At 54.5% G+C, this 24,570-nt stretch carries 26 protein-coding genes and 1 pseudogene; 11 read left to right on the forward strand and 16 right to left on the reverse strand.

All coding sequences use genetic code 11. From position 1 onward, the window contains the following. On the forward strand, positions 1 to 1,008 hold a 1,008-nt coding region (locus tag ACK5JN_RS22275), incomplete at its 5' end, for a FliC/FljB family flagellin (protein WP_416872137.1). A 97-nt stretch (positions 1,009 to 1,105) separates the two neighbouring features. After that, positions 1,106 to 2,809, forward strand: coding sequence for a methyl-accepting chemotaxis protein (locus tag ACK5JN_RS22280; protein ID WP_416872138.1), 1,704 nt, complete (start codon positions 1,106 to 1,108; stop codon positions 2,807 to 2,809). Positions 2,810 to 3,206: 397 nt separating this feature from the next. On the opposite strand, the gene fliR is transcribed toward ACK5JN_RS22280, so the two are convergent. The 13 genes from fliR to fliF form a co-directional block, all read right to left on the reverse strand. After that, positions 3,207 to 3,992, reverse strand: coding sequence for a flagellar biosynthetic protein FliR (gene fliR / locus ACK5JN_RS22285; protein WP_416872139.1), 786 nt, complete (start codon positions 3,990 to 3,992; stop codon positions 3,207 to 3,209). A gap of 2 nt (positions 3,993 to 3,994) precedes the next feature. Beyond that, on the reverse strand, positions 3,995 to 4,264 hold the full coding sequence (fliQ, locus tag ACK5JN_RS22290; RefSeq protein WP_416872140.1) for a flagellar biosynthesis protein FliQ: 270 nt from the start codon (positions 4,262 to 4,264) through the stop codon (positions 3,995 to 3,997). 11 nt (positions 4,265 to 4,275) lie between these two features. After that, positions 4,276 to 5,040, reverse strand: a complete 765-nt coding sequence (fliP, locus tag ACK5JN_RS22295) for a flagellar type III secretion system pore protein FliP (RefSeq protein WP_416872141.1) — start codon at positions 5,038 to 5,040, stop codon at positions 4,276 to 4,278. Beyond that, positions 5,037 to 5,450, reverse strand: a complete 414-nt coding sequence (gene fliO / locus ACK5JN_RS22300; RefSeq protein ID WP_416872142.1) for a flagellar biosynthetic protein FliO — start codon at positions 5,448 to 5,450, stop codon at positions 5,037 to 5,039. The genes fliP and fliO overlap by 4 nt, the downstream gene beginning before the upstream one ends. Further along, entirely contained in the window at positions 5,450 to 5,854 is a 405-nt protein-coding gene (fliN, locus tag ACK5JN_RS22305) for a flagellar motor switch protein FliN (protein WP_416872143.1), read from the reverse strand. The genes fliO and fliN overlap by 1 nt, the downstream gene beginning before the upstream one ends. A 6-nt stretch (positions 5,855 to 5,860) precedes the next feature. Next, on the reverse strand, positions 5,861 to 6,859 hold the full coding sequence (gene fliM, locus ACK5JN_RS22310; RefSeq protein ID WP_416872144.1) for a flagellar motor switch protein FliM: 999 nt from the start codon (positions 6,857 to 6,859) through the stop codon (positions 5,861 to 5,863). Positions 6,860 to 6,864: 5 nt separating this feature from the next. Beyond that, a complete protein-coding gene (fliL, locus tag ACK5JN_RS22315) occupies positions 6,865 to 7,362 on the reverse strand; it encodes a flagellar basal body-associated protein FliL (protein WP_416872145.1) in 498 nt (165 codons plus the stop codon). A gap of 144 nt (positions 7,363 to 7,506) precedes the next feature. Beyond that, positions 7,507 to 8,643 (reverse strand): flagellar hook-length control protein FliK, encoded by a 1,137-nt coding sequence (locus ACK5JN_RS22320; protein ID WP_416872146.1) that lies wholly within the window; start codon positions 8,641 to 8,643, stop codon positions 7,507 to 7,509. Then, positions 8,640 to 9,086, reverse strand: coding sequence for a flagellar export protein FliJ (fliJ, locus tag ACK5JN_RS22325; RefSeq protein ID WP_416872147.1), 447 nt, complete (start codon positions 9,084 to 9,086; stop codon positions 8,640 to 8,642). Before fliJ ends, ACK5JN_RS22320 begins: the two co-directional genes overlap by 4 nt. 14 nt (positions 9,087 to 9,100) lie before the next feature. Beyond that, positions 9,101 to 10,465 carry a flagellar protein export ATPase FliI gene (gene fliI / locus ACK5JN_RS22330; protein ID WP_416872148.1) on the reverse strand — a complete coding sequence of 455 codons (1,365 nt, stop codon included), beginning with the start codon at positions 10,463 to 10,465 and terminating at the stop codon, positions 9,101 to 9,103. Continuing rightward, positions 10,465 to 11,175, reverse strand: a complete 711-nt coding sequence (locus ACK5JN_RS22335; protein WP_416872149.1) for a flagellar assembly protein FliH — start codon at positions 11,173 to 11,175, stop codon at positions 10,465 to 10,467. Before ACK5JN_RS22335 ends, fliI begins: the two co-directional genes overlap by 1 nt. Then, entirely contained in the window at positions 11,168 to 12,154 is a 987-nt protein-coding gene (gene fliG, locus ACK5JN_RS22340) for a flagellar motor switch protein FliG (RefSeq protein WP_416872150.1), read from the reverse strand. The genes ACK5JN_RS22335 and fliG overlap by 8 nt, the downstream gene beginning before the upstream one ends. After that, the gene (fliF, locus tag ACK5JN_RS22345; RefSeq protein ID WP_416872151.1) at positions 12,151 to 13,821 is read right to left on the reverse strand and encodes a flagellar basal-body MS-ring/collar protein FliF; all 1,671 of its coding nucleotides are present in this window, start codon (positions 13,819 to 13,821) and stop codon (positions 12,151 to 12,153) included. Before fliF ends, fliG begins: the two co-directional genes overlap by 4 nt. A gap of 271 nt (positions 13,822 to 14,092) precedes the next feature. Here fliF and fliE point away from each other — a divergent pair, with 271 nt between their 5' ends. From fliE to ACK5JN_RS22385, 8 genes are all read left to right on the forward strand, one after another. Further along, the gene (gene fliE / locus ACK5JN_RS22350; RefSeq protein WP_416872152.1) at positions 14,093 to 14,428 is read left to right on the forward strand and encodes a flagellar hook-basal body complex protein FliE; all 336 of its coding nucleotides are present in this window, start codon (positions 14,093 to 14,095) and stop codon (positions 14,426 to 14,428) included. Positions 14,429 to 14,603: 175 nt separating this feature from the next. Next, positions 14,604 to 15,440, forward strand: coding sequence for a CheR family methyltransferase (locus tag ACK5JN_RS22355; protein ID WP_416872153.1), 837 nt, complete (start codon positions 14,604 to 14,606; stop codon positions 15,438 to 15,440). Beyond that, a complete protein-coding gene (locus tag ACK5JN_RS22360; protein ID WP_416872154.1) occupies positions 15,437 to 16,483 on the forward strand; it encodes a protein-glutamate methylesterase/protein-glutamine glutaminase in 1,047 nt (348 codons plus the stop codon). The genes ACK5JN_RS22355 and ACK5JN_RS22360 overlap by 4 nt, the downstream gene beginning before the upstream one ends. A gap of 52 nt (positions 16,484 to 16,535) precedes the next feature. Continuing rightward, positions 16,536 to 16,925 (forward strand): chemotaxis response regulator CheY, encoded by a 390-nt coding sequence (gene cheY / locus ACK5JN_RS22365; RefSeq protein ID WP_416872155.1) that lies wholly within the window; start codon positions 16,536 to 16,538, stop codon positions 16,923 to 16,925. Positions 16,926 to 16,927: 2 nt separating this feature from the next. After that, positions 16,928 to 17,566 carry a protein phosphatase CheZ gene (cheZ, locus tag ACK5JN_RS22370; protein WP_416872156.1) on the forward strand — a complete coding sequence of 213 codons (639 nt, stop codon included), beginning with the start codon at positions 16,928 to 16,930 and terminating at the stop codon, positions 17,564 to 17,566. A 77-nt stretch (positions 17,567 to 17,643) separates the two neighbouring features. Further along, a complete protein-coding gene (flhB, locus tag ACK5JN_RS22375) occupies positions 17,644 to 18,789 on the forward strand; it encodes a flagellar biosynthesis protein FlhB (RefSeq protein ID WP_416872157.1) in 1,146 nt (381 codons plus the stop codon). Then, positions 18,789 to 20,894: a flagellar biosynthesis protein FlhA gene (gene flhA, locus ACK5JN_RS22380; RefSeq protein ID WP_416872158.1), complete on the forward strand. Its 2,106-nt coding sequence runs from the start codon at positions 18,789 to 18,791 to the stop codon at positions 20,892 to 20,894. Before flhB ends, flhA begins: the two co-directional genes overlap by 1 nt. Beyond that, a complete protein-coding gene (locus ACK5JN_RS22385; protein ID WP_416872159.1) occupies positions 20,891 to 21,298 on the forward strand; it encodes a flagellar protein FlhE in 408 nt (135 codons plus the stop codon). Before flhA ends, ACK5JN_RS22385 begins: the two co-directional genes overlap by 4 nt. A gap of 145 nt (positions 21,299 to 21,443) precedes the next feature. On the opposite strand, the gene ACK5JN_RS22390 is transcribed toward ACK5JN_RS22385, so the two are convergent. From ACK5JN_RS22390 to fliD, 3 genes are all read right to left on the reverse strand, one after another. Then, entirely contained in the window at positions 21,444 to 21,782 is a 339-nt protein-coding gene (locus tag ACK5JN_RS22390; protein WP_416872160.1) for a flagellar protein FliT, read from the reverse strand. A 7-nt stretch (positions 21,783 to 21,789) separates the two neighbouring features. Then, positions 21,790 to 22,179: a flagellar export chaperone FliS gene (gene fliS / locus ACK5JN_RS22395; RefSeq protein WP_416872161.1), complete on the reverse strand. Its 390-nt coding sequence runs from the start codon at positions 22,177 to 22,179 to the stop codon at positions 21,790 to 21,792. A gap of 70 nt (positions 22,180 to 22,249) precedes the next feature. Continuing rightward, positions 22,250 to 23,704 carry a flagellar filament capping protein FliD gene (gene fliD / locus ACK5JN_RS22400; protein ID WP_416872162.1) on the reverse strand — a complete coding sequence of 485 codons (1,455 nt, stop codon included), beginning with the start codon at positions 23,702 to 23,704 and terminating at the stop codon, positions 22,250 to 22,252. 603 nt (positions 23,705 to 24,307) lie between these two features. Between fliD and ACK5JN_RS22405 the strand changes: the two are divergent. Continuing rightward, positions 24,308 to 24,570, forward strand: a pseudogene (locus ACK5JN_RS22405) (flagellin FliC); the annotation flags it as partial.

The following is a 24,570-nucleotide window of genomic DNA, read 5'->3' on the forward strand; positions in this document are numbered from 1 at the left end:
GCGCTGGGTACCTCTATCGAGCGTCTGTCTTCCGGCCTGCGTATCAACAGCGCCAAGGACGATGCCGCTGGCCAGGCTATCAGCAACCGTTTCACCGCTAACATCACCGGTCTGACCCAGGCGTCCCGTAACGCCAACGACGGTATCTCCATCGCGCAGACCACCGAAGGCGCGCTGAACGAAGTGAACGACAACCTGCAGAACATCCGTCGTCTGACCGTACAGGCACAGAACGGCACCAACTCCGAGTCCGACCGTAAGTCCATCCAGGACGAAATCAACGCTCGTCTGCAGGAAATCAACCGTATCTCTGAACAGACCGAGTTCAACGGCGTGAAGGTTCTGAGCGCTGACCAGACTCTGGGTATTCAGGTGGGTTCTAACGACGGCCAGACCATCGATATCAACCTGAACAAAGTTGACTCCTCTACTCTCGGCATGACCGGCTTTGACGTGACCAGCGTGGCGACCAAAGTGGGTGTTGGCGCAAGCATTACCGATGCCAATGGTGAGACCCTGAAGCTCGACAGCAAAGCGCTTGAGGAACTGCAAACCGCTGCTGGCGGCGAGTTGTACTCCACCACCGATGCCAGCGGCGAGACTTCTTACTTTGCCGTGGCAGCTGACGGCACAGTGAACACCATTACTATTGATGATATCAATGAAGATGCCGTTGCCGATAAATACACCGTCACGGCAGCCACGGGAGATGCAGCAGACAAAATGAAAGCGCTGACCACCCAGCTGGATACCATCGACAAAGCAATGGCTCAGGTTGACGAACTGCGCTCTTCCCTGGGTGCGACGCAGAACCGTTTCGATTCTGTTATCAGCAACCTGAACAGCACCGTTAACAACCTGTCCGAGTCCCGTTCCCGTATCCTCGACGCCGACTTCGCTTCCGAAGTCTCCGAGATGAGCCGCGCGAACATCCTGCAGTCCGCCGGTATCTCCGTGCTGTCTCAGGCAAACCAGGTTCCGCAGAACGTTCTGTCTCTGCTGCGTTAATCGCCCGGGAATCATTGATAAACCCCAGGGCGGCAACGCTCTGGGATTTTAATTGATAGTGAAATAAGGCGCATCCCAACATTTCTGGATATAAGCCATGTTAAATCGAATCAAAATCGCCACCAGTTTAATCGTTCTGTTTGTTCTTCTATTGACCTTCCAGTTAGTCTCCGCCGGGCTCTCCTACAAAGCACAAAAGATGAGTGATGATGCGTTACAGACCGTCATGACGCTGAATACGCGTGCCGATTTCCTGGAGTCAGCGTGGAGTGCGATGCTGGAATCACGTATTTCCATTAACCGCGCCTCACGATTTTTAGCAAACAGCGGTGAAGATGGCACAGCTACCCAGGACAACGCACTGGCGCAGGAGTTGCTTTCAAAAGCAGACAGTGAATTAAATTCGGCCCAGCGCTACTGGACCGAATTTAATAATGTTCCGCGCAACCCTCACGTCGATGACAATATCGTCTATGCCATCACCAAGAATTACGAGACCTACTCCAAAGGGCTTGCCGAGCTCATCCAGATTTTACGTGCGCATGATTTAGAAGGTTTTGCGACCTATCCGACGCAGGATCATCACGACGGGCTGCAGGCCGCTTTCTTTGATTACCGCAAAGAGATCGATCGCGTATCTGACTATCTTTCTGCGGAAACGCGTAACTCATCGGACACCGCGCTGTGGACCATTCTGTGCGTCTTCCTGGTCACGTTATCCATTTTCATCGCCAGCCTGTACGGCATCAAAAACGTGCTGATGACGCCAATGAACAAGATTCTTGCGAGCATCAAAAACATCTCTGACGGCGACCTGGTGACGCCTGTCGGCGTGGAAGGCACCAATGAAATGGGGCAAATTGCCAGCGCATTAAACAGCATGCAGAAAGCGTTAGCCAAAACCGTCGGTGAAGTCCGCAGCGGCGCCAATGCGATTTATACCGGCGCCAGCGAAATTGCTAACGGCAATAACGATCTTTCCGCGCGTACCGAACAGCAGGCCGCGTCCCTGGAAGAGACCGCCGCCAGCATGGAAGAGCTGACCGCAACGGTTAAACAGAATGCGGAAAACGCCCAGCAGGCCAGCCATCTGGCACACAGCGCCTCTGAAACCGCCGGTCAGGGCGGCAAAGTGGTCGAAAACGTGGTGATGACGATGAACGACATCGCCGATAGCTCGCAGAAAATTGCCGAGATCACCAGCGTTATCGACGGAATTGCCTTCCAGACCAACATCCTGGCGCTGAACGCCGCCGTAGAAGCCGCGCGAGCCGGTGAACAAGGCCGTGGCTTCGCCGTGGTCGCCAGTGAAGTTCGCAGCCTGGCACAGCGTAGCGCGCAGGCCGCCAAAGAGATTAAAACCCTGATCGATGAATCGGTGAATAAGATCTCTTCCGGTGCGAAATATGCCGAAAACGCGGGTCAGACGATGGGCGACATCATCAGCTCAATCAGCAATGTCACCGACATTATGAATGAAATTGCCTGTGCCTCTGAAGAGCAAAGCAATGGCATACAGCAGGTGGGCATTGCCGTCGCGGAAATGGATCGCGTGACGCAGCAAAACACCTCGCTGGTAGAAGAGTCTGCCGCCGCATCCGCGGAACTGGAAGCACAGGCGAGCCGCCTGAATCAGGCCGTCGCGCTATTCCGCATTGAGCAGGACAGCCACGCAAGCTATAAGCGGGAACCGCTCAGACCAGCCATGGTTAAAAAGTCCGCGGCCAAAAATGAAGGCCAGGAATCTCACACCTCGGGAGCGTCATTAACAACCGAAAACGATCGCTGGGAACAGTTCTGATAATCCCACCGCAATAATTTAACCAGACCAGGCCCCTCATATAAATATATGAGGGGCTTTTTTATACCCTCGGCACGAGCGTTATTAACAATAGAGACAATATAGTCACCCAATGGAAATATCAGTTCAGATATTTAATAAATTCACTACCAAAAAAGGTACACCGCCTGACAATAATGGCGTTTATTCACTCAATTGAATACGTGTTGGGAATATTCTTATGATATATAATCAACAGGTTGTCTAGAAGTATTGCCCGGAGTGTAATCTCTCCATAGCCCATACTCCGGGCCTTTTTCTTCCCGTCTTAATATTTCCCCTGCACTATTGTCCTATATTGACAGCCATTATCTGGCCATCAATATAGGCAGCAATAAATTCAAACTGAGAGGCAACGTTAGCGGCCGCTAAACATCAGGATAATATTTGACAGATGATCAAAGATATTGGTCATCAGGTTTTCGAAGAACGGGGCCAGCGTATACATCTCGATAGTCAGCGCGGTCATCCCCACGGTCAGGGTCAGCGGGAAGCCCACCACAAAGATGGAGAGCTGAGGCGTCAGACGGTTCAACAGGCCGAGGGTAAAGTTAATCGATAACAGCAGCGTGATAATCGGCAGACCAAGCATCAGGCCACTGCGAAACACCAGGCCGGCAACGTGCGCCAGATAATAAAACCCGCTGGTATCGATAGATTCGCTATTGATCGGCACCACCACAAAGCTCTCGCTTAAAATAGTCAGGAACCACAGGTGCCCATTAAACGTTAGAAAGAGTAACGTCGCCAGCAGGTTGAGTATCCTGGCGATCACCGGCATATTCCCGCCGCCGGAAGGATCAAAGAACGTCGCAAAGGAAAGCCCCATCTGCAGCCCCATAATTTCACCGGCGGTACGTACCGCCACAAAAATGAGCTGGACGGTGAGGCCCATGGCCGCGCCAATAATCAGCTGCTGCGCGGCAACCCAGAGCCCCTGATACGAAATCATCACCAGATTGCTGTCGGGTAAATTACGGCTGATTAAAAACGCGATAATCAGCGCAAGGCCGATCTTCACTTTCTTCGGAATTTCGCTTTCGTTGAAAATGGGGGCCGTAGTGAAAATGGCCAGCACGCGAAGCGCTGGCCAAAAAACATGGCTGATTTGCTGGTACAGGCTTTCGACTGGCAGAGTAAGCATGGCTAGCCGATCATATAAGGTAGGTTGCTATACAAGGTACGCATGTAGTCAAGAAACAGGCTCATCATCCATGGGCCCAGACAAATCGCTACCGCGAGGATCATCAGGATCTTCGGAATAAACGACAGGGTCATTTCATTAATTTGCGTTGAGGCCTGCAGGATACTGATCGTCAGACCCGTCAGCAGCGCCGCAATTAACAGCGGGGTTGCGATCATCAGGCCAACCTTAACCGCCTGAAACCCCATCGCCATTACACTTTCTGGTGTCATTTGTATTCTGCCTAACTAAAGAAACTTTGAGCTAACGAGCCCATTAATAATTGCCAGCCATCCACCAGCACAAACAGCATCAGTTTGAACGGCAGGGAAATCGTTGCCGGCGGCACCATCATCATACCGAGCGCCATCAGCACGCTCGCCACCACCAGATCGATAATCAGGAACGGAATAAACACCGTAAAGCCAATCTGGAAGCCGGTTTTCAGCTCGCTGGTCACAAACGCCGGCAGCAAAATATTCAGCGGCACGTCATCCGGCGTGTCAAAATTCTCCGCCTTTGCCATCCGCGTATACAGCGCCAGATCCGCTTCACGCGTCTGCGCCATCATGAACGATTTCATCGGCACGACCGCGCGGTCGAGCGCCGTTTCCAGCGAGATTTTATCTTCGGTCAGCGGTATCCAGGCATCGCGGTGAATCTCGTTAAATACCGGTGACATCACGTAAAAGGTCAAAAACAGCGCCAGCCCAAGCAGCACCTGGTTCGGCGGGGTCGACGGCGTACCTAATGCGTTACGTAAAAGCCCAAGCACGATAATGACGCGGGTAAAACCGGTCATCATCAGCAGGATAGCGGGCAAAAAGGTAATCGAGGTCAGCAGTACCAGCGTTTGCACCGGCAGCGACCAGGTTTCACCGCTATCGGAACGCGTCAGCATAAAGTCGCTGTTTGCCGCCAGCGCTGAGCCGGTCGGCAGTAGCCAGCCTGCGCCGAGCAATATCAGCAGCAGGAATCCGCTTTTGTGGCGATGCCATAACGCGCTCATTCCGCCCGCTCCGTTTTACGCTTTTTCAGCATCGTTCCCAGCACCGACTGGAAATCGAGAGTTCGGGAAGCCGCTTCCGTCTCCATCACCGCATCCTGCTTTTTATCCATCGTCGCCAGGCAGGTAATATTGGATGGGGTGACGCCCAGAAGCAGCCACTTATCGTCAACTTCAACAATGACCACGCGTTCGCGCTGGCCGAGCGACTGGCTGCTCTTCACGGTAAGCAGTTTATTGCCGCGCACGGCATGCGGCGCGAAGCCCGCGCGGCGGGCAATCCAGGCAATACCAGCAATGAAGAACAGAATGAGACATAACGCGCCTCCAACATTAAAAAGGACCGAGCCTGGAGTGCTGTTATCAATTATCGGAGATGAAGTTTGAATTTCGGTTGTGGTATGACTCTTCATTATCTACTCAAGCGGTGCATACGCTCCGAGGGAGTAATAATATCAGTGATACGAATGCCGAATTTATCGGACACCACCACAACTTCTCCCTGGGCGATTAAATAACCATTAATTAAAATATCCAGCGGTTCCCCGGCGAGCCCTTCCAGAGCAACGACCGAGCCCTGGCTCAGGCTTAACAACTCCTTGACGGTCATTTTTGTCCGACCTAATTCCACGGTCATTTTGACGGGGATATCAAGGATCAAATCCAGATCCTGGGAAAAATGCGCTGCCAGATTGTCCTTCGCCGAAAGCGGTGCCGCAGCGCTGCTCTCCACGGACAGCTGCTCGCTCATGGCGTCTCCCCACAGATCGTCAATGGATTTGTTGTCATCATCAGAAGGTGTCGTGGTGTTACTCATCGGTAACTACTCCTTTTTAAAAGTTCCTAAACCTGGATTCATCATCTGCTCAACTTTCAGAGCATATTGGTTGTTCACACAGCCATATTTACCTGACAACACCGGGACTCCGCCGACCAGCGCCAGAATACTTTCTGGTTTATCGACAGGAATAATATCCCCCTGTTTCAGCTTCATAATGTGCGAGAGGCGCGAATCAATTTCCGAGAAATTCGCCACCAGCTCCACTTCCGTTGAACGCACCTGCGAAGCCATTTTTTGTCGCCACTGCGCATTTTCCTGCTTCGAATTTTCCATCGGCGGATTCGTCAGCAATTCACGCAGCGGTTCAATAATGCTAAACGGGATACAAATCTCAAACTCACCCCGATGAGCACCAATCTCAACGTAGAATGGCGTGGTGACGACAATGTCGTTCGGTGAAGAGGTAATATTGGTGAACTTCACCTGCACTTCTGAACGAACATAATCGGTCTTCAGCTTATAGATAGAGCTCCAGCCATAGTCATAGGCCTCCAGCGCCATCGCCATAATGCGTTGAATAATGCGTTGCTCGGTGGGTGTGAACTCTCGCCCATCCGCTTTCGTCGGGAAGCGTCCATCGCCGCCAAACAGGTTATCCACCGCCATAAAGACCAGGTTCGGTGAAAACGCAAATAGCGCCGTACCGCGTAACGGGTTCATATGGACCAGATTCAGGTTGGTCGGCACCGGTAAATTACGCGCAAACTCATGGTACGGCTGGATTTTAATATTCCCTGCGGTAACGTCCGGACTGCGACGCAGCAGATTAAATAAACCAATACGAAACTGACGCGCAAAACGTTCGTTAATAATTTCCAGCGAATGCAAACGCTCACGAACAACACGGCGCTGAATATTCGGATCGTAAGGTTTAACCCCTTCGTCCAGTACCGTATTTGACATCTCCGCTTCGCTATCAGCGCTGCTCCCGCCATTCAACAGGCGATCAATTTCAGCCTGAGATAAACTGCTGTCAGACATGGCAATTACCGTAAGATGAATGCATTAAACAATACGTCAGTCACAATCGCACTTTGTTCAGCCGCTAAAGGTTTATTCATGACCGACTTAATAGCCTCCACCAGCTGATATTTTCCATCGTCGGTGGATAATTCTTCTGCCGTTTGCTTAGAGAATAAGACAAGCAGGCGGCTGCGCACTTCTGGTAGAAATTTTTCAATCAACTGCTGAGACTGCTCATCTCGTACGCGCAGCGTCAGACCGATGTACAGAATCCGGTCATTCTCACGCTGCGTCGGCTTCAGGCTCACGGTAAACGTATCCATCGGAATATAGACCGGAACCACCGACTCAACGGCTCGCGGCTGATCGGATGCGCCCTCTGCGGCCAGCATTTTGATATTCTTCATTTCATATAATGTATAACCAGCAATTGCACACGTGCCGAGCGCGATTAACAGGAGAAGAATAACGATAAGCGGTTTTTTCTTTTCTCCAGCTGAATTTTGATTCTTTTTTGGCATTATGTGAAAACCTTGTTATAAATTACTGAGAGTATCTGGTAAGACTTCTCTAAAAGAGCCACGTATTCTATTACAGACCCTTGCGCAAACAATTCAGCGATGAGGTCGAATTAGTGTCCGTAACTTGAGTGTTAGCTATTTCCATCACGCGAAGGTATTTATCCCATGAGGGCGGATGGATCTCTGTAAAACATGCGCTTCAGCATCAGCCTGGTCTGCTGAAATATCCCCGTTTTCCTCTTCGCTAGCGCCATGCGCGGCGTAATGTCCGGCCTGGGCATGGTCTTCCCATGACGACGACGACTCGGCCCCTACGCTACTTTCGCCGAGCTGAATCCCGGACTCCGCCAGCGAGGTACGCAGCTGCGGCATCGCGGCTTCCAGCGCGGCGCGCACCTGATGGTTCTCGGAAACAAAGTGCAGCGTGGCCTGGTCGCTGTTCAGCTGCATATTGATGCGGATAACCCCCAGCTCCTGCGGGTTCAGGCGGATCTCCGCATTCTGAATCCCGTTGCGGCTATAGAGACTGATCTGCTGATTTAACGACTGCCGCCACGCCTCGGTTCCCAGCTCCTGGCTTATCGTCGCGGTCGGCACCGGTGCCGCCACGGTCTGGGCGGTCTGTGCCGGCGGCGTCAGCGGCGGCGTGGACAGGCTAGCGTGGGCCAGAGGCAGCGTCGGTCCCTCCTGAATTGACGGCACGTTTGCGCTCATTTCAGGCGTTGAAGAAACGGCTGTAATTCGGCTATTGACGGCGTCGGCAGACTGCAGCAGGTATTCAGGCGTCTGGGCACCCTGCGGATTATCGCGCTTCTCTGCAACGTCCATTGGCAGCGAGGCCTGGGCTGCGGCGGTCGGGCCATTGGCCGCCGTCGTCGTCAGCGTCACGGCGCCATCACGTTGGCCGCTACGGTTTTGCACCATCGCCAGCGGCAGTCCCTCGCCTTCCGCCTCGCCTTCCGCCTCGCCATCGGCCTCCGCCACGGCATCCGGCGCCAGCGCCTGGGCGACCTTATCAACCTGGATCATCAGCTGCGGCAACACAGGTACCGCCGTACGTTCCATCGCCGACTGCTGCTCGGATAAGGCCTCTTCCAGGGCCATCACATTGTCCGGCTGGACGGCGGCGAATTCCGGCGGATATCCATCAACGCTGCTCGCCGGCTGCGCCGCAGCGAATTTTTCATCCAGCACCGCCGCGAAGGTATTGGCCTCATCCTGCGGCGCAATGGTCGATAACGGGCCGTTCTGCGCCGCGATTGGGGTGGTGATTACATTCATAAAAGCTCCTTGCCCGCGCTGGCTCGCTGGGCGAATTCATCCATCATTTTCTGTTCCTGGCGGCTCTCACGATGCGCCCTGACCTCTTCCGCACGGCTTTTCAACGTATCGAAGGCGTTAAGCCGCTGCTTATCGTGACGCCAGGTGCTCAATACTTGATTGACCGATTGCAGGCAGGCTTCAACGTGCGTCGCGTGCTGACGCACCACGCCCCCCAGCGAATCGATAAACGACTGCTGATTGACGAGGTCGGCGATCAGAATGCCTTTCTCCGCCACGTTGCTGCGCAGCTGCTGCTGATATTCCTGCTGATACGATTTCAGCTGTTCAAGCTGCATAACCGCCTGAGAGTGGCTCTGCTGCGCTTTGCCCAGGTTAATGGTGGTATCGTCGAGTTTCTGTTGCGCCAGATCGCGCAGCACGTCCATCGGTGAGTTGCTCATTTCGGGTTTTAACCTTAGTGACCGCCGTTGTTGTCAAAAATCGCATCCAGCCGCTGCATAGAGGCTTCAAAGTCGCAGCTTTCATGAATGGCCTGCTGTAAAAAGCCTTCCAGCTGCGGATAAATAGCAATCGCGCGATCCAGCATCGGATCGCTCCCCGCCGCATACGCGCCGACGCTGATCAGATCGCGGTTACGCTGATAGGAAGAGAGCAGCTGCTTAAAGTTGCGCACCTTCGTATAGTGTTCTTTATCAATCAGTTCCGTCATGGCTCTGCTGATCGACGCTTCAATATCGATGGCGGGATAGTGCCCCGCCTCTGCCAGCCGTCGCGACAGCACCACGTGGCCATCAAGAATGGCGCGCGCGGAATCGGCGATCGGATCCTGCTGATCGTCCCCTTCGGTAAGCACGGTATAGAACGCGGTAATCGATCCGCCGCCTTTGATACCGTTACCGGCGCGTTCCACCAGCGCGGGCAGCTTGGCAAACACCGAAGGCGGGTAGCCTTTGGTCGCCGGCGGTTCGCCGATCGCCAGCGCGATTTCACGCTGGGCCATGGCATAGCGGGTGAGTGAATCCATAATGAGCAGTACGTCCATACCGCGGTCGCGGAAATCTTCTGCGATACGCGTGGCGTACACGGCGCCCTGCATGCGCAGGATCGGCGAAACATCCGCCGGGGCGGCGATCACCACCGAGCGGCTCAGCCCCTCTTTACCGAGAATATTTTCAATGAAGTCTTTAACTTCCCTGCCGCGCTCGCCAATCAGGCCGACTACGATGACATCCGCTTTGGTAAAGCGCGCCATCATGCCCAGCAGCACGCTTTTACCCACGCCGGAACCGGCAAAAAGCCCCATACGCTGGCCGCGACCGACCGTCAGCAGGCCGTTGATCGCCCGGACGCCGACGTCGAGCACGTCTTTAATCTGGTTACGCAAAAGCGGGTTAAAGGGCTGGGTAAACAGCGTATTACGGTCATGACGACTGGGGGGAGGCAGGCCGTCCAGCGGCCGGGCGCTGGCATCCAGCACCCGGCCCAGCAGCTCCGGGCCCAGGGGCAGCTGTTTGCCCTCTTCGCTTTCAATCGCGTAGACCCGCGCGCCGGGCAAAATACCGTCGACGTTTTCCAGCGGCATCAGGTACAGCGTCTCGCCGTTAAAGCCGACGACTTCACTTTCAACACGATAGAGCTTCTCGCCCTGCTTGCGCTCGACGATGCACAGGGTCCCGATAGGCAGCTTCAGGCCGATAGCTTCCATCACCAGCCCGGTTGCGCGGGTCAGTTTTCCGTACTGACGATAGGGGCGCAAAGAGGCGATCTGCGACTCCCGGGCGTTAATTTCTCCCAGCCAGTCCGTAAGCCGGTTCATCATCAGAGGTAATCCTCGCGGCTGAGGTTGCACAGTTCCTGCCAGCGCGTCTCCAGCGTGGCATCAATCTCACCGTCCTGGGAGGTGATCCGGCATCCGCCGGGCAGCATGGCGGCATCGCCGCGCAGCTCCCAGCCTAATGACGCCAGCGTGGTCCCCAGATGCTCTTCAACGATCGCCACATCCCCCTGGTTAACCCACAGCTGCGCGTCGCCTTTAAACATCGTGTCCTCTTCAACCAGTTGCTGAATCTTCTCCAGCAGCAGCGCGTTATCCGGGACAAAGTTTTTACCCAGCATGGAGCGCACCGCCATCAATGAGAGCTGCACCAGACGTGACGGAATAACGCAATCGAGGCTGTCGAGCGCCGATTTAAACTCGGTGAACAGCTTATTGAGCCGCTCAATGCTTTCATCCTGCTTTGCCTGCGCCTCCGCCAGTCCGTTCGCCAGCCCTTCTTTCTTGCCCTGTAACAGCCCCTCTTCATAACCGCGCTGCTTCCCTTCCTCAAGGCCGCGCGCTTCGCCCTGGGCAAAGCCTTTTTTTTCCGCCTGCTGGCGAATGCGCGTGAGTTCAGCCTGCAGCAGCTCATCAGATTCATAGTGAGTGGCCGGGTTAGCGGCGGAGACCGACGACATGACCTCCATCTCACTCTGGTTTTCGTCAGCCAGCAGATCCTGCGGCTGCCAGTTTTGCCAGCCATTATCAGACATAGACATCCTCGCTACCGCCAATGACCACTTCGCCGGTTTCCGCTAAGCGGCGAACAATAAGCAGAATACTTTTCTGATCGGCTTCCACCTGAGACATACGGACAGGCGCGCGCGAGTTGAGATCTTCGAGCATGATTTCGGACTGACGACGCGACATGTTGCGGAAGAATTTGTCGCGCAGCGGCGCTTCGGAGCCTTTGAGCGCGATGATGAGCGACTCGTTGTCCACTTCCTGCAGAATGCGCTGGATGCTGCGGTCTTCCATTTCGACCAGGTTCTCGAACAGGAACATCTCGTCGATAATTTTCTGCGCCAGCTCGTGGTCGTATTCGCGAACCGCCTCGATAGCGGCCTCTTCCTGCTGAGATTTCATCAGATTCAGAATCTCCGCCGCAGGACGAACACCGCCCATCTTGCTGCGTTTGAGGTTCTGACCGTGCAGCAGGCCGTTGAGCACTTCGGTCAGCTCCTGCAGCGCGGCTGGCTGAACGCCGCCGAAGGTGGCAATACGCAGCATGATGTCGTTACGCTCGCGCTCGTCGAATTTCGCCAGCACATCGGCCGCCTGAGAACGCTTCAGGTGCACCAGGATGGTGGCGATAATCTGCGGATGCTCGTCGCGGATAAGATCGTAAACGGTCGCCGGCTCCATAAAGTTGAGCGTTTCAATACCGTTATTGCCGCTCTGCGAATCGAGCAGGTCTTCCAGCAGGCTGGAGGCGCGTTCTTCGCCCATCGCCTTGACCAGTACGCTGCGCAGGTAATCGCTGGTGTTAACGCTAAGCACCGCAAATTCGGTGGCATCGTGCTGAAACTCTTTCAGCACGCCCGCCAGCTCTTCATGGGTGAAACCGCTCATGCTGACCATCGCGGAGCTGATTTGGGTGACTTCATGCGTATTGAGATGCTTAAACACTTCCGCAGCGCGCTCGTCGCCCAGCGTTAGCATCACGACGGCGCTTTTTTCATAAGCATTCATGACTGTGGGTGCTCCTTGTTCATCCACTGGCGAAGAACAAGCGCAATAACCTGAGGCTCCTGCTCTGCCATATCACGCAGCTGCTGCGTGTGCATTTCGGTATCCACGCGCTGCTGGGCCTTCGCGCGGGCGTTACTTTCTTTTTCCTGCTTACGCGCATTCAGCTCGGCTTCACGGGCCTCTTTTTCCAGCTCAAGGCGCTGCAGAATCAGTTCCTGATGGCGCATCCACGCTGGCTGAACGGCTTTACGCCAGAGGATAAAGGCGACGATCGCAATCAGCAGATAGCGTGCGGCGGACATCATCAAATCGATGAATTCCGGCTGCTTCCACAGCGGCGGCATCACCTCGTCATCCGCGGTGCTGAACGGCGAGTTAACGATGTTGACGGTATCGCCGCGCGCTTCGGAATAGCCCACGGCCTCTTTCACCAACGCATTGATCTGCGCCATCTGCTCCGGGGTCAGCGCTTCAACCTCGCCCTCTTTACCCGGCAGATGGTTAATCACCACCGCCACGGAGAGACGTTCGATAGAGCCGGTGCTGCGCTTGATATGGGTCAGCGTGCGATCGAGCTCATAGTTGGTAGTTTCGCCCGTATTGCTGTTGTACGGCACCAGCGGCGGATTTCCGGCGTTATTATCGCCTTGACCGCCTTCAGCATTGGCCACCGGCTGGGTAATCGGCGCCGTCGCCGGTGCCGGAGGCTGGTTGCTCAGCGCGCCCGGCACGCCGCCGTTGATATTGCGCCCGCCCTGCTGGGAGTCGGTGCTCTGACGGCTGCGGATCGACATCTTGTCCGGCGCGGTATTCGGCTGGTACTGCTCTGCGGTTTGCTCGTGCTGGGTAAAGTCAATCTGCGCGGTCACCTGCGCCTTCACGTTCTGGCGGCCGACAATCGGCGCCAGGATCGACTGAATGCGGTGCTGGTAGTCCGCTTCCACTTCGCCGGTATATTTCAGCTGGGAGGTCTGCTGCCCCTGAGCGCCGTTCTGCGTCAGCAGTCGTCCGGTCTGATCGACCACCGTCACCCCATCCGCATTCAGCCCCGGTACGGCGCTGGCGATCAGATAGGAGATTGAGCTGACCTGCCCGGCATCCATCGTCCGGCCAGGGTAGAGGTTCAGCGTCACCGAGGCGGTGGGCTGCTTTTGTTCCCGAATGAACAAGGAAGGCTTCGGCACGGCCAGATGGACGCGGGCGGTTTGTACCGGCCCCAGCGATTCAATGGTTCGCGACAGCTCGCCTTCCAGCGCGCGCTGGTAGTTGACCTGCTCGCTGAACTGGCTAATCCCGAACTTCTCCTGATCGAGCAGCTCAAAGCCCACGGCCCCCCTCTTCGGCAGCCCCTGCTGGGCCAGCTGAAGACGGGCTTCATGCACCTTATCGGCCGGGACCATAATGGCGCCGCCGCGCTCGTTGAAGCGGTAAGGGATATTCAACTGCGACAGCTGGGACACAATAGCGCCGCCGTCCTGATCGCTGATGTTGCTGTACAGCACGCGATAGTCAGGCGACTTTGCCCATAGCAGAAGCGCGACAATCACCGAAACCGCCGCCGCTGACGCGATTAACAGAAGGAGCTTTGGGCTGGCGCGCAGGCGATCAAGCGCGGCCATCACGCTGGCGATGTTATTGTTTTTTGTTCCGTTTGTTGTGGCATTCATGCCGTAGTCCTGTAGAAAAATAAGTGACGCAATCTGGACGCAATATTGCGCATCAGTACTCCTGTAAGGGTAAACAGAAAACGAAGCGGGCTATCCACTGACAGAATTCCATGGCGAGTATTATCTTCTAAATAAGATTTTTTTAAGTGCTGATAAGCTGAAACTTCTGTCAGCTTATCGAATTATTCTGAGTGGCTGGTGATATGTTAATCTTTAGACAATAAAAGAGGCATTCCCTCTTTTCCATTTTTCGAAATAGAAGGTTGAAATAATGGCTATTCAGTCAATGGGCAGCGTACTGGAGCAAATTCAGTTTCAGACCCAGCAAATATCCAGTGCACCAAGAGCCAGTGCGTTTGTATCCGACTTCGGCAATGACAAGACCGCGTCTTTCTCAGAGCTGCTGTTCAACAGTGTAAATAATATTAATCAAACGCAAGTTACTGCAAAGACACAGTCAGAAGCTTATCTTTCAGGGGCTTCCGACATTGGCTTAAATGACGTGATGGTCTCTCTGCAAAAGTCGTCAATTGCACTAAATATGGGTATCCAGGTCAGAAATAAGATGGTCAGCGCCTATCAGGAAATTATGAACATGGGTGTGTAATCGCCATGATTAACACTAATAACGTTCACAATATAATTAACAAAGACTCAACAAAGGCCAAATAATACTATTCTTTACGGTTCTTCTCTGTAAGGCGACAGAATTATAAATTTTCTTTTTACTTATTTTACATCGTAGGAGTGTTTTTGTGGGCAACGATTACGATGTCATTAACATGAATGTCATAAAATTGAATATTGAACCTAGCATTGCCGATCGTGAACTGGAAAAAATTAGCGAGCTAATATATCAACGTGCAGGTATTGTTTTAACCAACCAAAAGCGAGACATGGTCTATAACCGCCTGTCTCGTCGCTTACGTGAATTACGGCTTACGCGATTTGCGGACTACCTCGGCATGCTGGAGAACAACCCCAACAGCGACGAATGGCAGTCGTTCATCAACGCGCTGACCACCAACCTGACATCGTTCTTCCGCGAGGCCTATCACTTCCCGCTGCTGGCCGAGCATGCGCGCCAGCGCCGGGGAAATTACACCGTCTGGTGTACGGCCTCCTCGACGGGGGAAGAGCCCTGCTCCGTCGCCATTACCCTCGATGAGACGCTGGGAAGTTCCAGCGCCGGCCCGCGCGTATGGGCAACGGATATCGACACCGAAGTGCTGTCCACCGCGGCGGCGGGCGTCTATCGCCTGAACGATCTCGACAGCCTGTCGCTTGAGCAGAAGCGGAGCTATTTCCTGCGCGGAACCGGCACCCAGCAGCGCCTGGTAAAGGTGCGCAAAGACCTGCTGGAAACCATTCACTACCAGCACTTAAACCTGCTCGACCAGAAGTGGGATATCCCCGCGCCGTTTGACGCCATCTTTTGCCGCAACGTGATGATCTACTTCGATCATAAAACGCAGCTGCAGCTGCTGAACCGCTTTTCCCGCCTGCTGAAGCCCGGTGGGCTTCTGTTCGTCGGCCACTCAGAGCACTTCAGCAATATCAACGGGCCGTTTCGTCTACGCGGTCAGTCGGTTTATACCCTGGCCAAGGAGCAACGATGAGTAAGATTAAAGTCCTTTGCGTCGATGATTCTGCGTTAATCCGCAACATCATGACCGATATCGTGAACGAGCATGATGATATGGAAATGATCGCCACCGCGCCCGATCCGATTATCGCTCGCGATCTGATTAAACGCTTTAATCCCGATGTCCTGACCCTGGACGTCGAAATGCCGCGCATGGACGGGCTGGATTTTCTCGAGCGCCTGATGCGCCTGCGCCCGATGCCGGTGGTGATGGTGTCATCCCTGACCAGCAAAGGCTCCGAGATTACGCTGAGCGCCCTCGAACTGGGCGCGGTCGATTTCGTTACCAAGCCGCAGATGGGCCTGAAAGACGGCATGCACAGCTACAGCGAAGCGATTGCGGAGAAAATCCGCACCGCCGCGCGCGCCGTGGTGCATCGTCGCGACCAGCGTACAACGCCGCCGGGCGTGATTTCCGCCCCACTGCTCAGCAGTGAAAAAATCTTCGCCATCGGCTCTTCGACCGGCGGTACGGAAGCGTTACGTCAGGTGTTAACGCTGCTGCCAAGAAACTGCCCGGGGCTGGTCATCGCTCAGCATATGCCGCCGGGATTTACCCGCTCATTCGCCGAACGGCTGGACAAACTTTGCCAGATCTCCGTCAAAGAGGCCGAAGATGGCGATCGTGTACTGCCGGGGCATGCCTATATCGCCCCCGGCGCGCTGCATATGGAAATGGTGCGCAGCGGCGCGAACTACCACATCAGGCTGAATGAATCCGCGCCGGTTAACCGTCATCGGCCTTCGGTCGACGTGTTATTCAACTCCGTCGCCGCCTGCGCGGGCAAAAACGCCGTTGGCGTGATCCTCACCGGTATGGGTAACGATGGGGCCCGCGGCCTGCTGGCGATGCGCAATGCCGGTGCCCACACCTTCGCGCAAAGCGAGAAAAGCTGCGTGGTGTTCGGTATGCCGCGCGAAGCAATCGCCATAAACGCCGCCTGCGAAGTCGTCGATCTCGCCGACATGAGCCAGCAGATGCTGAACAGCGTGGTTGGCCAGGCGCGTCGAATTTAAGCACGTTTATTCACTCACTCCCCTACGGGGCTAATCACTATCAGGAAAGAAAATGGCAGATAAAAACTTACGTTTCTTAGTCGTTGACGATTTCGCCACCATGCGACGCATCGTTCGCAACCTCTTAAAAGATCTGGGGTTTAACAACGTTGATGAAGCGGAAGACGGCCAGGATGCGCTTGCCCGACTGCGCGAGTCAAAATTCGATTTCGTCATCAGCGACTGGAACATGCCGAACATGGATGGCCTGGAGCTGCTCTCCGAAATCCGCAAATCCAGCGAACTGAGCCACCTGCCGGTGCTAATGGTCACCGCGGAAGCGAAAAAAGAGAACATCATTGCCGCCGCCCAGGCGGGCGCCAGCGGCTATGTCGTTAAACCATTCACTGCCGCAACGCTGGAAGAAAAACTCGGCAAGATTTTTGAAAAACTTGGGTGGTAAGGATGGACTCACAGATCAACGCTGTCGGCCAGGACAGCTACAAAGATATCTTCTCCCGCATCGGCCACCTGACCCGACTGCTGCGCGATAGCCTGACCAACCTCGGCCTGGATCGCGCCATCATGGATGCCGCGGAGGCGATTCCGGACGCTCGCGACCGTCTGTGCTATGTGGTGGGTAAAACCTCTCAGGCCGCAGAGTGTGCGCTGACCTGCGTGGAAAACGCCCGTCCGCTTCAGGATGAGCTGGATGCGCGGTCAAAAGCGCTGACCGAACGCTGGGACGCGTGGTTCGCCAATCCCATCGAACTGCCGATGGCGAAAGATCTGGTCAACGATACGCGCCAGTTCCTCGCCGATACGCCGAAGCTTGCCAGCGAAACCAACGATCAGCTGATGCAAATCATGATGGCTCAGGATTTCCAGGATCTGACCGGTCAGGTCATCCAGCGCATGATGAGCCTGATTGAGAACGTGGAAAAAGAGCTGATCCAGGTGCTGCTGGAGAATATCCCGGAACGCCAGGAAGAAGTGGTTGAGAGCCAGAATCTGAAAAATGGCCCGCAAATCGACCAGTCCAAAGTGGGCGTTGTCGCCTCACAGGATCAGGTGGACGACCTGCTTGAAAGCCTTGGTTTCTAATCATAAAAACGCTGCCAGCGTCCGTATGGCACGGCAGCGTTTAACCCTGTCTGACTGTTGCAATAAGTGCCCGTGTTATGTCGCAAGATAGTGATGTAGAAAAAACAGAAGAACCCACACCCCAGCGAAAAGAGAAAGCGCGAAAAGACGGTAACGTTCCGCGATCGAAAGAGCTGACGTCGCTGCTGATGCTGCTGATGGGCTGGGGTCTGATTCTGTTGGGCGGCGATATCGCCGTGCGCAAGCTGCTATTGCTGCTGCAAAACGGGCTCAGTTTTGACCGCATGATGCTCCTTGATGCGACGTCGATGATTCGTCAGCTCAAGCAGCTGTTCACCATGGGCGCCACCTCCGTGTTGCCTATTTTGCTGGGGCTGTTCCTGACCGGTATCGCCTCGCCGATGCTGCTGGGAGGGCTGAACTTTAGCGGTAAATCGCTGAAGTTTGATATCAAGCGTATCAACCCGCTGTCCGGGCTTAAGCGCATGGTGTCGATGCAGGTTGTTTCAGAGTTACTGAAAAGTATTTTAAAGGTCACGCTGGTTGGCATCGCGGCCGGGCTGTTTATCTACGGCAACAAAATGCAAATGATGCAGCTGGGGACCGGCTCCGTTGCCGATGCGCTGAATGATTCGCGCAAACTGATCACCGGATGCCTGCTGATGGTGATCCTCGCGTTGATCCCGATGGTGGGATACGACGTGTTCTATCAGATTTTCAGCAATCTTAAAAAGCTGCGTATGAGTCGCCAGGAAATTCGCGACGAATTTAAACAAAGCGAAGGCGATCCGCACGTTAAAGGACGCATCAAGCAGCTACAGCGCGCCGCGGCGCGTTCGCGCATGATGTCCGACGTGCCGAAAGCGGACGTGATCGTGAATAACCCCACCCACTATTCCGTGGCCCTGAGCTACAAGGAAGGCGGGACGGGCGCCCCAATAGTCCTGGCGAAAGGCGCAGGTGAGGTGGCACTACGTATTCGGGAAGCAGGGATGGAGCACAAGATTCCAATGCTGGAAGCGCCGCCGCTGGCGCGCGCGCTCTATCGCCACTGCGACATTGGCAGCCCCATTCCCGCCGAGCTTTATAGCGCGGTAGCGGAAGTCCTGGCCTGGGTTTACGGCCTGCGACGCTGGCGCCAGACGGGCGGCGTGGCCCCGATGAAACCGAAGAGTTTGCCGGTACCTGCGGCAATGGATTTTGCACAAGAGAGTAAAGAGTGATGGCTGGTTACGCCGAAAAACTACGATTACCTAACCTGAAAGAAACCCAGTGGCAGATCATGGCCGGGCCGGTATTGATCCTGATGATCCTGGCGATGATGGTGCTGCCGCTGCCGGCGTTTATGCTGGATTTGTTCTTCACCTTTAACATCGTGCTGTCGCTGATGATCCTGTTAGTGGCGATGTTCACCCAAAAAACGCTGGATTTCTCGGCATTTCCAACCGTGTTGCTGTTCGCCACGCTGCTACGCCTGGCGCTGAATATCGCCTCAACCCGTATCATCCTGATGGAAGGCCATACCGGCTCCAATGCCGCGGGCCGCGTCGTTGAGGCCTTCGGCCACTTCCTGGTGGGCGGTAACTTTGCGATCGGTATCGTGGTCTTTGCCATCCTGATCATCATTAACTTTATGGTTATCACCAAAGGTGCGGGGCGTATCGCCGAAGTTGGCGCCCGCTTCGTGCTGGATGGGATGCCGGGTAAGCAGATGGCGATTGATGCCGATCTCAACGCCGGTCTTATCGGTGAAGAAGAAGCCAAGCGCCGTCGTGCGGACGTGACCCAGGAGTCTGATTTCTATGGCTCAATGGACGGGGCCAGTAAGTTCGTCCGCGGTGACGCCATCGCCGGCCTGATCATCATGGCGGTGACGATTATTGGCGGCCTGATGATCGGCATTATGCAGCACGACATGACGCTGTCGCAGGCGGGTGAAACCTACACCATTCTGACCATCGGCGACGGCCTGGTCGGCCAGATTCCGGCGCTGGTGATCTCCACGGCGGCGGGCGTTATCGTGACCCGCGTCGCGACGGATGAAGACGTGGGCGAGCAGATGATTGGCCAGCTGTTCAGCAACCCGCGCGTGATGGTGCTGACGGCGGGGATCGTCGGTTTACTGGGGATGATCCCGGGCATGCCGAACTTCGTCTTCCTGCTGTTTACCGCCTCGCTGCTCGGGGTGGCCTGGTGGATGCGCGGTCGCGAAATGGCAAACAAAGGTGGCAGCGCGGCGCAGCAAAAAGAGGATAAAGCGGTAGCAAAAGCGCAGGCGGAAGCCTCACGCGTGGCCGAAGCGTCCTGGTCTGACGTCCAGATCGAAGATGTGCTCGGTCTGGAAGTCGGCTATCGCCTGATCCCGATCGTAGATAACGATCAGAATGGTCAGCTGCTCACCCGTATTCGCGGTATTCGTAAGAAATTCGCGCAGGAGATGGGCTTTTTACCGCCGGCGGTTCACATTCGCGATAACCTCGACCTCTCGCCGACGGAATACCGAATTCTGCTCAAGGGCGTTGAGATTGGTCGCGGCGAAGCGCTGCCGGAACGCTGGATGGCAATCAACCCGGGCTGCGCCGAAGGTGAACTGCAGGGGACGCCGTGCCAGGAACCGGCGTTTGGTCTCCCGGCGGTGTGGATCGATGAAGTGATGCGCGAACATGCGCAGACCTTGGGTTACACCGTGGTCGATCCGAGTTCGGTTATCGCCACGCACCTCAACCACCTGATCGCGACCCATACCGATGAGCTGTTTGGCCGTCAGGAAACGCAGCTGCTGCTCGACAGGCTGACCAAAGAGATGCCGAAGCTGGTTGAAGACCTGATCCCGGGCGTCATCTCACTGACCAACTTCCATAAGGTGCTGCAAAACCTGCTGGCTGAGCGCATTTCGATCCGCGATATGCGCACGATTATCGATACGCTGGCCGAGTTCTCCGAACTGCAAGGCAACACCGACGAGCTGACCGCGCAGGTCCGTATCCGTCTGGGACGCGCCATCACCCAGCAGTGGTTCCCGGGTAACGGCGAGATTCAGGTTATCGGCCTTGATTTAAACCTCGAGCGTCTGCTGATTCAGGCCAGCCAGAGCGGCAGCGCCATCGAACCGGGGATTGCCGAGAATCTGATGCGCCAGACGGAGAAATCCATCATGCAGCAAGAGGCGATCGGCGCGCCGGTGGTGCTGCTGGTCAATCAGCCGCTGCGCTTTATGCTTTCGCGCTTCCTGCGCCGGGTATTCCCCCAGCTGGCGGTGCTTTCCAACCTGGAAATCTCCAACAACCGCACCGTGCGGATGACCTACATTATTGGCGGGAAAGAGTGACGCCCTTCCCTCTGGCGCTGCTCCTGATGTTCAGCGCCCCGCTGGCGGCCCACGCCGCCAGCGGGGCCTGGACGCAAAAAACGGCGGGCGGCTCGATAAGCGTCGGCCAGCAAATCCTCTCCTCCCGCCCCCTCACTCCACCCGCCGGTATTCCTGAGCAGGCCACGGCCACCGTGATCAGCTGGCAGGTGACGCTCCTTTCCCCGCCGCCGCCGGGGCTGGACATCAAGCTGTGTACCCCTCAGCGCTGCGTGCGCCTGCCTTCTCTACGCGGTACCCAAACCCTGACGGTTCCGCTGCTTGCCCACGAATCCTATCGTTTTGTGTATGTCGTTAATCGCCGCGGAGCGCTGACTCCGCCGCTGAATGTGGTCAGCAACCAGCTCACCGTTAACTACCGCTAAACGTAAAAGGCGCCCTCTCCCGAATGGGAAGAGGACGCCTTTTACTTGCGTCTTCATTTTCTGGAATTCCTCACAGCGGCGAGGTCGGTCACGAAGGGATAACCCAGGACTATTTCCAGCGAGCTTAAAACAGCCTGGTTTTAGATTACTGTAGCGTTGAGGTAAAACTGGAGGCGTATGCCTGATTACATTTCCTGCCGAGATTCAGCGTCGACATATCCCGACGCAGCACGTCAAGACGTCCCTGCAGCGCCCGAATAATAATGGTTTCATTATCAATCAGGTTTTGCAAAATCGCTTTAAGCTGCTCTTTTTCAAACGCGCTCAGGTTATCCGCCTGACCGTCCAGAATATTCTGCAACGTCACCACGTAATCAGCGGCAAGCTCAATAAAGTTTTGCCACTCCCCCTGTTTTGCCATTTCCAGCAAAACTAAATTCTGTTGATAGACATTTTCATAACTGGCTGTAATGGATTTATCCATGGCACACCTATTTCTGCGAAGGTTCAATTTCTTTCCAGGTATTGGCAAGATTCATAAGTAACTCATCAACATGAGTCAGTTTTTCCGGATTGTTGCGCAGATTGCACTCCAGCAGCGTGCGCGACATATATTCGTATAACATCTCAAGTTCCTGAGCGATTTCTTTACCTTGCTCATGATCGAGGGCCGAGCGTAATCCGTTATCAATAATATTGATAGCTTTCGAAATCATTTCACCGCGCTTAGCGATGTTGCCATTTTCGAAATAGATTTTGGCGCGCAAAATTGCATTATGAGCGCCATCGAAAAGCATGCTGATCAATTGATGCGGCGTTGCGCCCGCCAGCTGGCTCTCCAGGTCAACCTGTGCGTAAGCTTTTATTCCTCGACCGTACATAACGAGCTCCGTTTCAAATAGGCAAAGTCATCTCCCCTTTGCCTGAAAATATCTATAGCAACAAAAAATATCAGAGCGTCAGCAACAACGCAGAAAGCTGTGAACTCATGCTGTTTAATTTCGCCATGGTGGTGTCCAGCTGCTGGAACTGAACGCGATAGCGCTCCACGGAGGCATCAATCAAACGCTGAGTCTTATCGATTTGGGTTTGCAGAATATCGACCTGAGAGTTCAGGCTATCGGTGGAATTTTTGATAATGCCATCGACTTTATTTTCTGAATCGCCAACGTACTTGGTGATAATGCCGTCCAGCGTCGCCGCCAGGCCAGGGTTGCTTTCGGTGCCAATAAACATCGAGGCAATACCGTCGGCGTCATCGGCAATCGCCTGATTCAGCTTGTCTTCATCCAGCGTCATCTGCCCGGTAGAGGAATCAATTTTAATGCCGATATCCGCCAGCGAACGGTAGGGCGAACCGGGTTCACCGTAGACGCCATTGACCGCCGAGCGCAGCTCGCTCACCATGCCACGCAGCGTCGCGTCGCCCATCAGCGCGCCGTTCTCTGAGTTGGTGGTGGCCAAATCCGTATTCGACAGGCTGGAGGAATCGTAAGGCACATACTTACTGGAGCTGCTGGTCAGCCCCATCAGCGAATTGTACTGGGTGACAAAATCCTTCACGCTGGAGGCAATCGCCGAGTTGTCTTTATTCAGCGTCAGCTGCTCCGGCTCACCGGCTTCGGTGACCGACTTCAGCGTGAGCGTCACGCCATCCAGGATGTCGGAGATAGTGTTGCTGCTGCGCGTATAGTTACTGCCGTCGACCGTCAGCTTCGCGTCCTGCGCCGCCGAGACAACCTTCATGCCGGTGCCCGGGCTGTCATCTTCGCCGGTATCACCGCCGCCGGTGGTGTTCAGAATGCCCGCCAGCGACTCATCGCCGTCAACGTTGACGCTCATCTGGCCGTCGGTGCCCGACGTTTTTGAGCTCAGAACCAGCTGATAGCCTTCATCCGTACGCTGCACGGATGCCTGTACGTCGCCATTTTCGCGGTTGATCGCCTTCGCGACCTGCGCCAGCGACGTTTCGTCATCCGCCAGCTCAATTTTCATTTCGCTGCCGTCTTCCTGGGTGATGGTCAGGGTACGCGTACCGCCCACCTTATCGCCCAACAGCTCATCCTGGCTCTCGTAAGCGTCGGTTTTAATCTTATGGTTCGTCGCCAGCTGATGCACCGTTACCGAGTGCGTATCGGCCAGCGCATCCGAGGTTGCCGTTGCCGAGAACGAGGTATTATTGCTGACCGTGAGGGTATTAAACGCCTCGCCGTTCAGCTTTTTCACGTTGGTCTGTAACGCCGACATGGAATTAGAGATCAGCCCCCAGGCTGAAATTTTAGACTTATAGCTTGTCTGTAAACTGGTATAGGGCGTCAGGCGTGACTGCTCCCCCAGCTTAATAGACTCAAGCATGCTTGCTGTATCTATACCCGAACCGATACCTAATGATGATATTGAAGCCATCAGACTCTCCTTATAGAGTGGTGTAGCTTTATCTTTTTGTGATTTTATCAATACTCAATTAGATATCGGTGTTGACAAAATAAAGTTTAATTTTTTGTCCCCGAACAGGCAACAGGGAGAACCCGCAAAACACAGAGTTAAGCGCTTTTTAGGACATTAACCAGGAAATTTCAGGAATAGTCTCTGTGCTTAATTTATTTAAGCTGCAAATTGGCGACAGATTTGGCGCCATTTCAGGTAATAGCTAATTAGCCCTTTTATGGCATTTCCCAGGCATCTTAAGAACGCAATAAAAAAACCAAAAACAAATTCATCAATTAACGCCAGGTTTGCCCGTAATTCATCAAATCAGATAATGAAGCCAATCGTTTATGTAAAGTTAATTTCAACTTTTTATGAAAATGTCAGCCTGATACAAGAAAGCAAAATAGCGCTATTGGCACTTCAAAATCCGCTCATTTCTTAGCCAAACAAATCCTTTTTACGAAAAATGTTTTTAGAGAATTTTTGCCACGCCGATGTTTTTAGTATGCGACCGAAATTCTCGAATAACCAATTTCGCCACGCGTCTTAGCTAATTAATCTTATTTAAGAGGACACACTATGTCACAGGTCATCAACACTAACGCCCTTAGCCTGGTTGCACAGAACAACCTGAACAAATCCCAGTCCGCGCTGGGTACCTCTATCGAGCGTCTGTCTTCCGGCCTGCGTATCAACAGCGCCAAGGACGATGCCGCTGGCCAGGCTATCAGCAACCGTTTCACCGCTAACATCACCGGTCTGACCCAGGCGTCCCGTAACGCCAACGACGGTATCTCCATCGCGCAGACCACCGAAGGCGCGCTGAACGAAGTGAACGACAA

This window comes from Kluyvera sp., from assembly GCF_047971185.1.
In the GTDB taxonomy this organism is placed as follows: Bacteria; Pseudomonadota; Gammaproteobacteria; order Enterobacterales; family Enterobacteriaceae; genus Kluyvera.

Bases quoted from the DNA above. Each gene is read 5' to 3' on its own strand.
- ACK5JN_RS22360 (WP_416872154.1), top strand. From the start codon at position 15,437: ATGAGTAAGATTAAAGTCCTTTGCGTCGATGATTCTGCGTTAATCCGC.
- fliM (WP_416872144.1), bottom strand. From the start codon at position 6,859: ATGTCTGACAGCAGTTTATCTCAGGCTGAAATTGATCGCCTGTTGAAT.
- ACK5JN_RS22335 (WP_416872149.1), bottom strand. From the start codon at position 11,175: ATGTCTGATAATGGCTGGCAAAACTGGCAGCCGCAGGATCTGCTGGCT.
- fliP (WP_416872141.1), bottom strand. From the start codon at position 5,040: ATGAGCGCGTTATGGCATCGCCACAAAAGCGGATTCCTGCTGCTGATA.
- fliD (WP_416872162.1), bottom strand. From the start codon at position 23,704: ATGGCTTCAATATCATCATTAGGTATCGGTTCGGGTATAGATACAGCA.
- fliG (WP_416872150.1), bottom strand. From the start codon at position 12,154: ATGAATGCTTATGAAAAAAGCGCCGTCGTGATGCTAACGCTGGGCGAC.
- flhB (WP_416872157.1), top strand. From the start codon at position 17,644: ATGTCGCAAGATAGTGATGTAGAAAAAACAGAAGAACCCACACCCCAG.
- fliS (WP_416872161.1), bottom strand. From the start codon at position 22,179: ATGTACGGTCGAGGAATAAAAGCTTACGCACAGGTTGACCTGGAGAGC.
- fliR (WP_416872139.1), bottom strand. From the start codon at position 3,992: ATGCTTACTCTGCCAGTCGAAAGCCTGTACCAGCAAATCAGCCATGTT.
- cheY (WP_416872155.1), top strand. From the start codon at position 16,536: ATGGCAGATAAAAACTTACGTTTCTTAGTCGTTGACGATTTCGCCACC.
- fliJ (WP_416872147.1), bottom strand. From the start codon at position 9,086: ATGAGCAACTCACCGATGGACGTGCTGCGCGATCTGGCGCAACAGAAA.
- ACK5JN_RS22280 (WP_416872138.1), top strand. From the start codon at position 1,106: ATGTTAAATCGAATCAAAATCGCCACCAGTTTAATCGTTCTGTTTGTT.
- ACK5JN_RS22320 (WP_416872146.1), bottom strand. From the start codon at position 8,643: ATGAATGTAATCACCACCCCAATCGCGGCGCAGAACGGCCCGTTATCG.
- cheZ (WP_416872156.1), top strand. From the start codon at position 16,928: ATGGACTCACAGATCAACGCTGTCGGCCAGGACAGCTACAAAGATATC.
- fliI (WP_416872148.1), bottom strand. From the start codon at position 10,465: ATGATGAACCGGCTTACGGACTGGCTGGGAGAAATTAACGCCCGGGAG.
- ACK5JN_RS22390 (WP_416872160.1), bottom strand. From the start codon at position 21,782: ATGGATAAATCCATTACAGCCAGTTATGAAAATGTCTATCAACAGAAT.
- ACK5JN_RS22355 (WP_416872153.1), top strand. From the start codon at position 14,604: ATGAATGTCATAAAATTGAATATTGAACCTAGCATTGCCGATCGTGAA.
- fliL (WP_416872145.1), bottom strand. From the start codon at position 7,362: ATGCCAAAAAAGAATCAAAATTCAGCTGGAGAAAAGAAAAAACCGCTT.
- flhA (WP_416872158.1), top strand. From the start codon at position 18,789: ATGGCTGGTTACGCCGAAAAACTACGATTACCTAACCTGAAAGAAACC.
- fliQ (WP_416872140.1), bottom strand. From the start codon at position 4,264: ATGACACCAGAAAGTGTAATGGCGATGGGGTTTCAGGCGGTTAAGGTT.
- fliO (WP_416872142.1), bottom strand. From the start codon at position 5,450: ATGAAGAGTCATACCACAACCGAAATTCAAACTTCATCTCCGATAATT.
- fliN (WP_416872143.1), bottom strand. From the start codon at position 5,854: ATGAGTAACACCACGACACCTTCTGATGATGACAACAAATCCATTGAC.
- fliE (WP_416872152.1), top strand. From the start codon at position 14,093: ATGGCTATTCAGTCAATGGGCAGCGTACTGGAGCAAATTCAGTTTCAG.
- fliF (WP_416872151.1), bottom strand. From the start codon at position 13,821: ATGAATGCCACAACAAACGGAACAAAAAACAATAACATCGCCAGCGTG.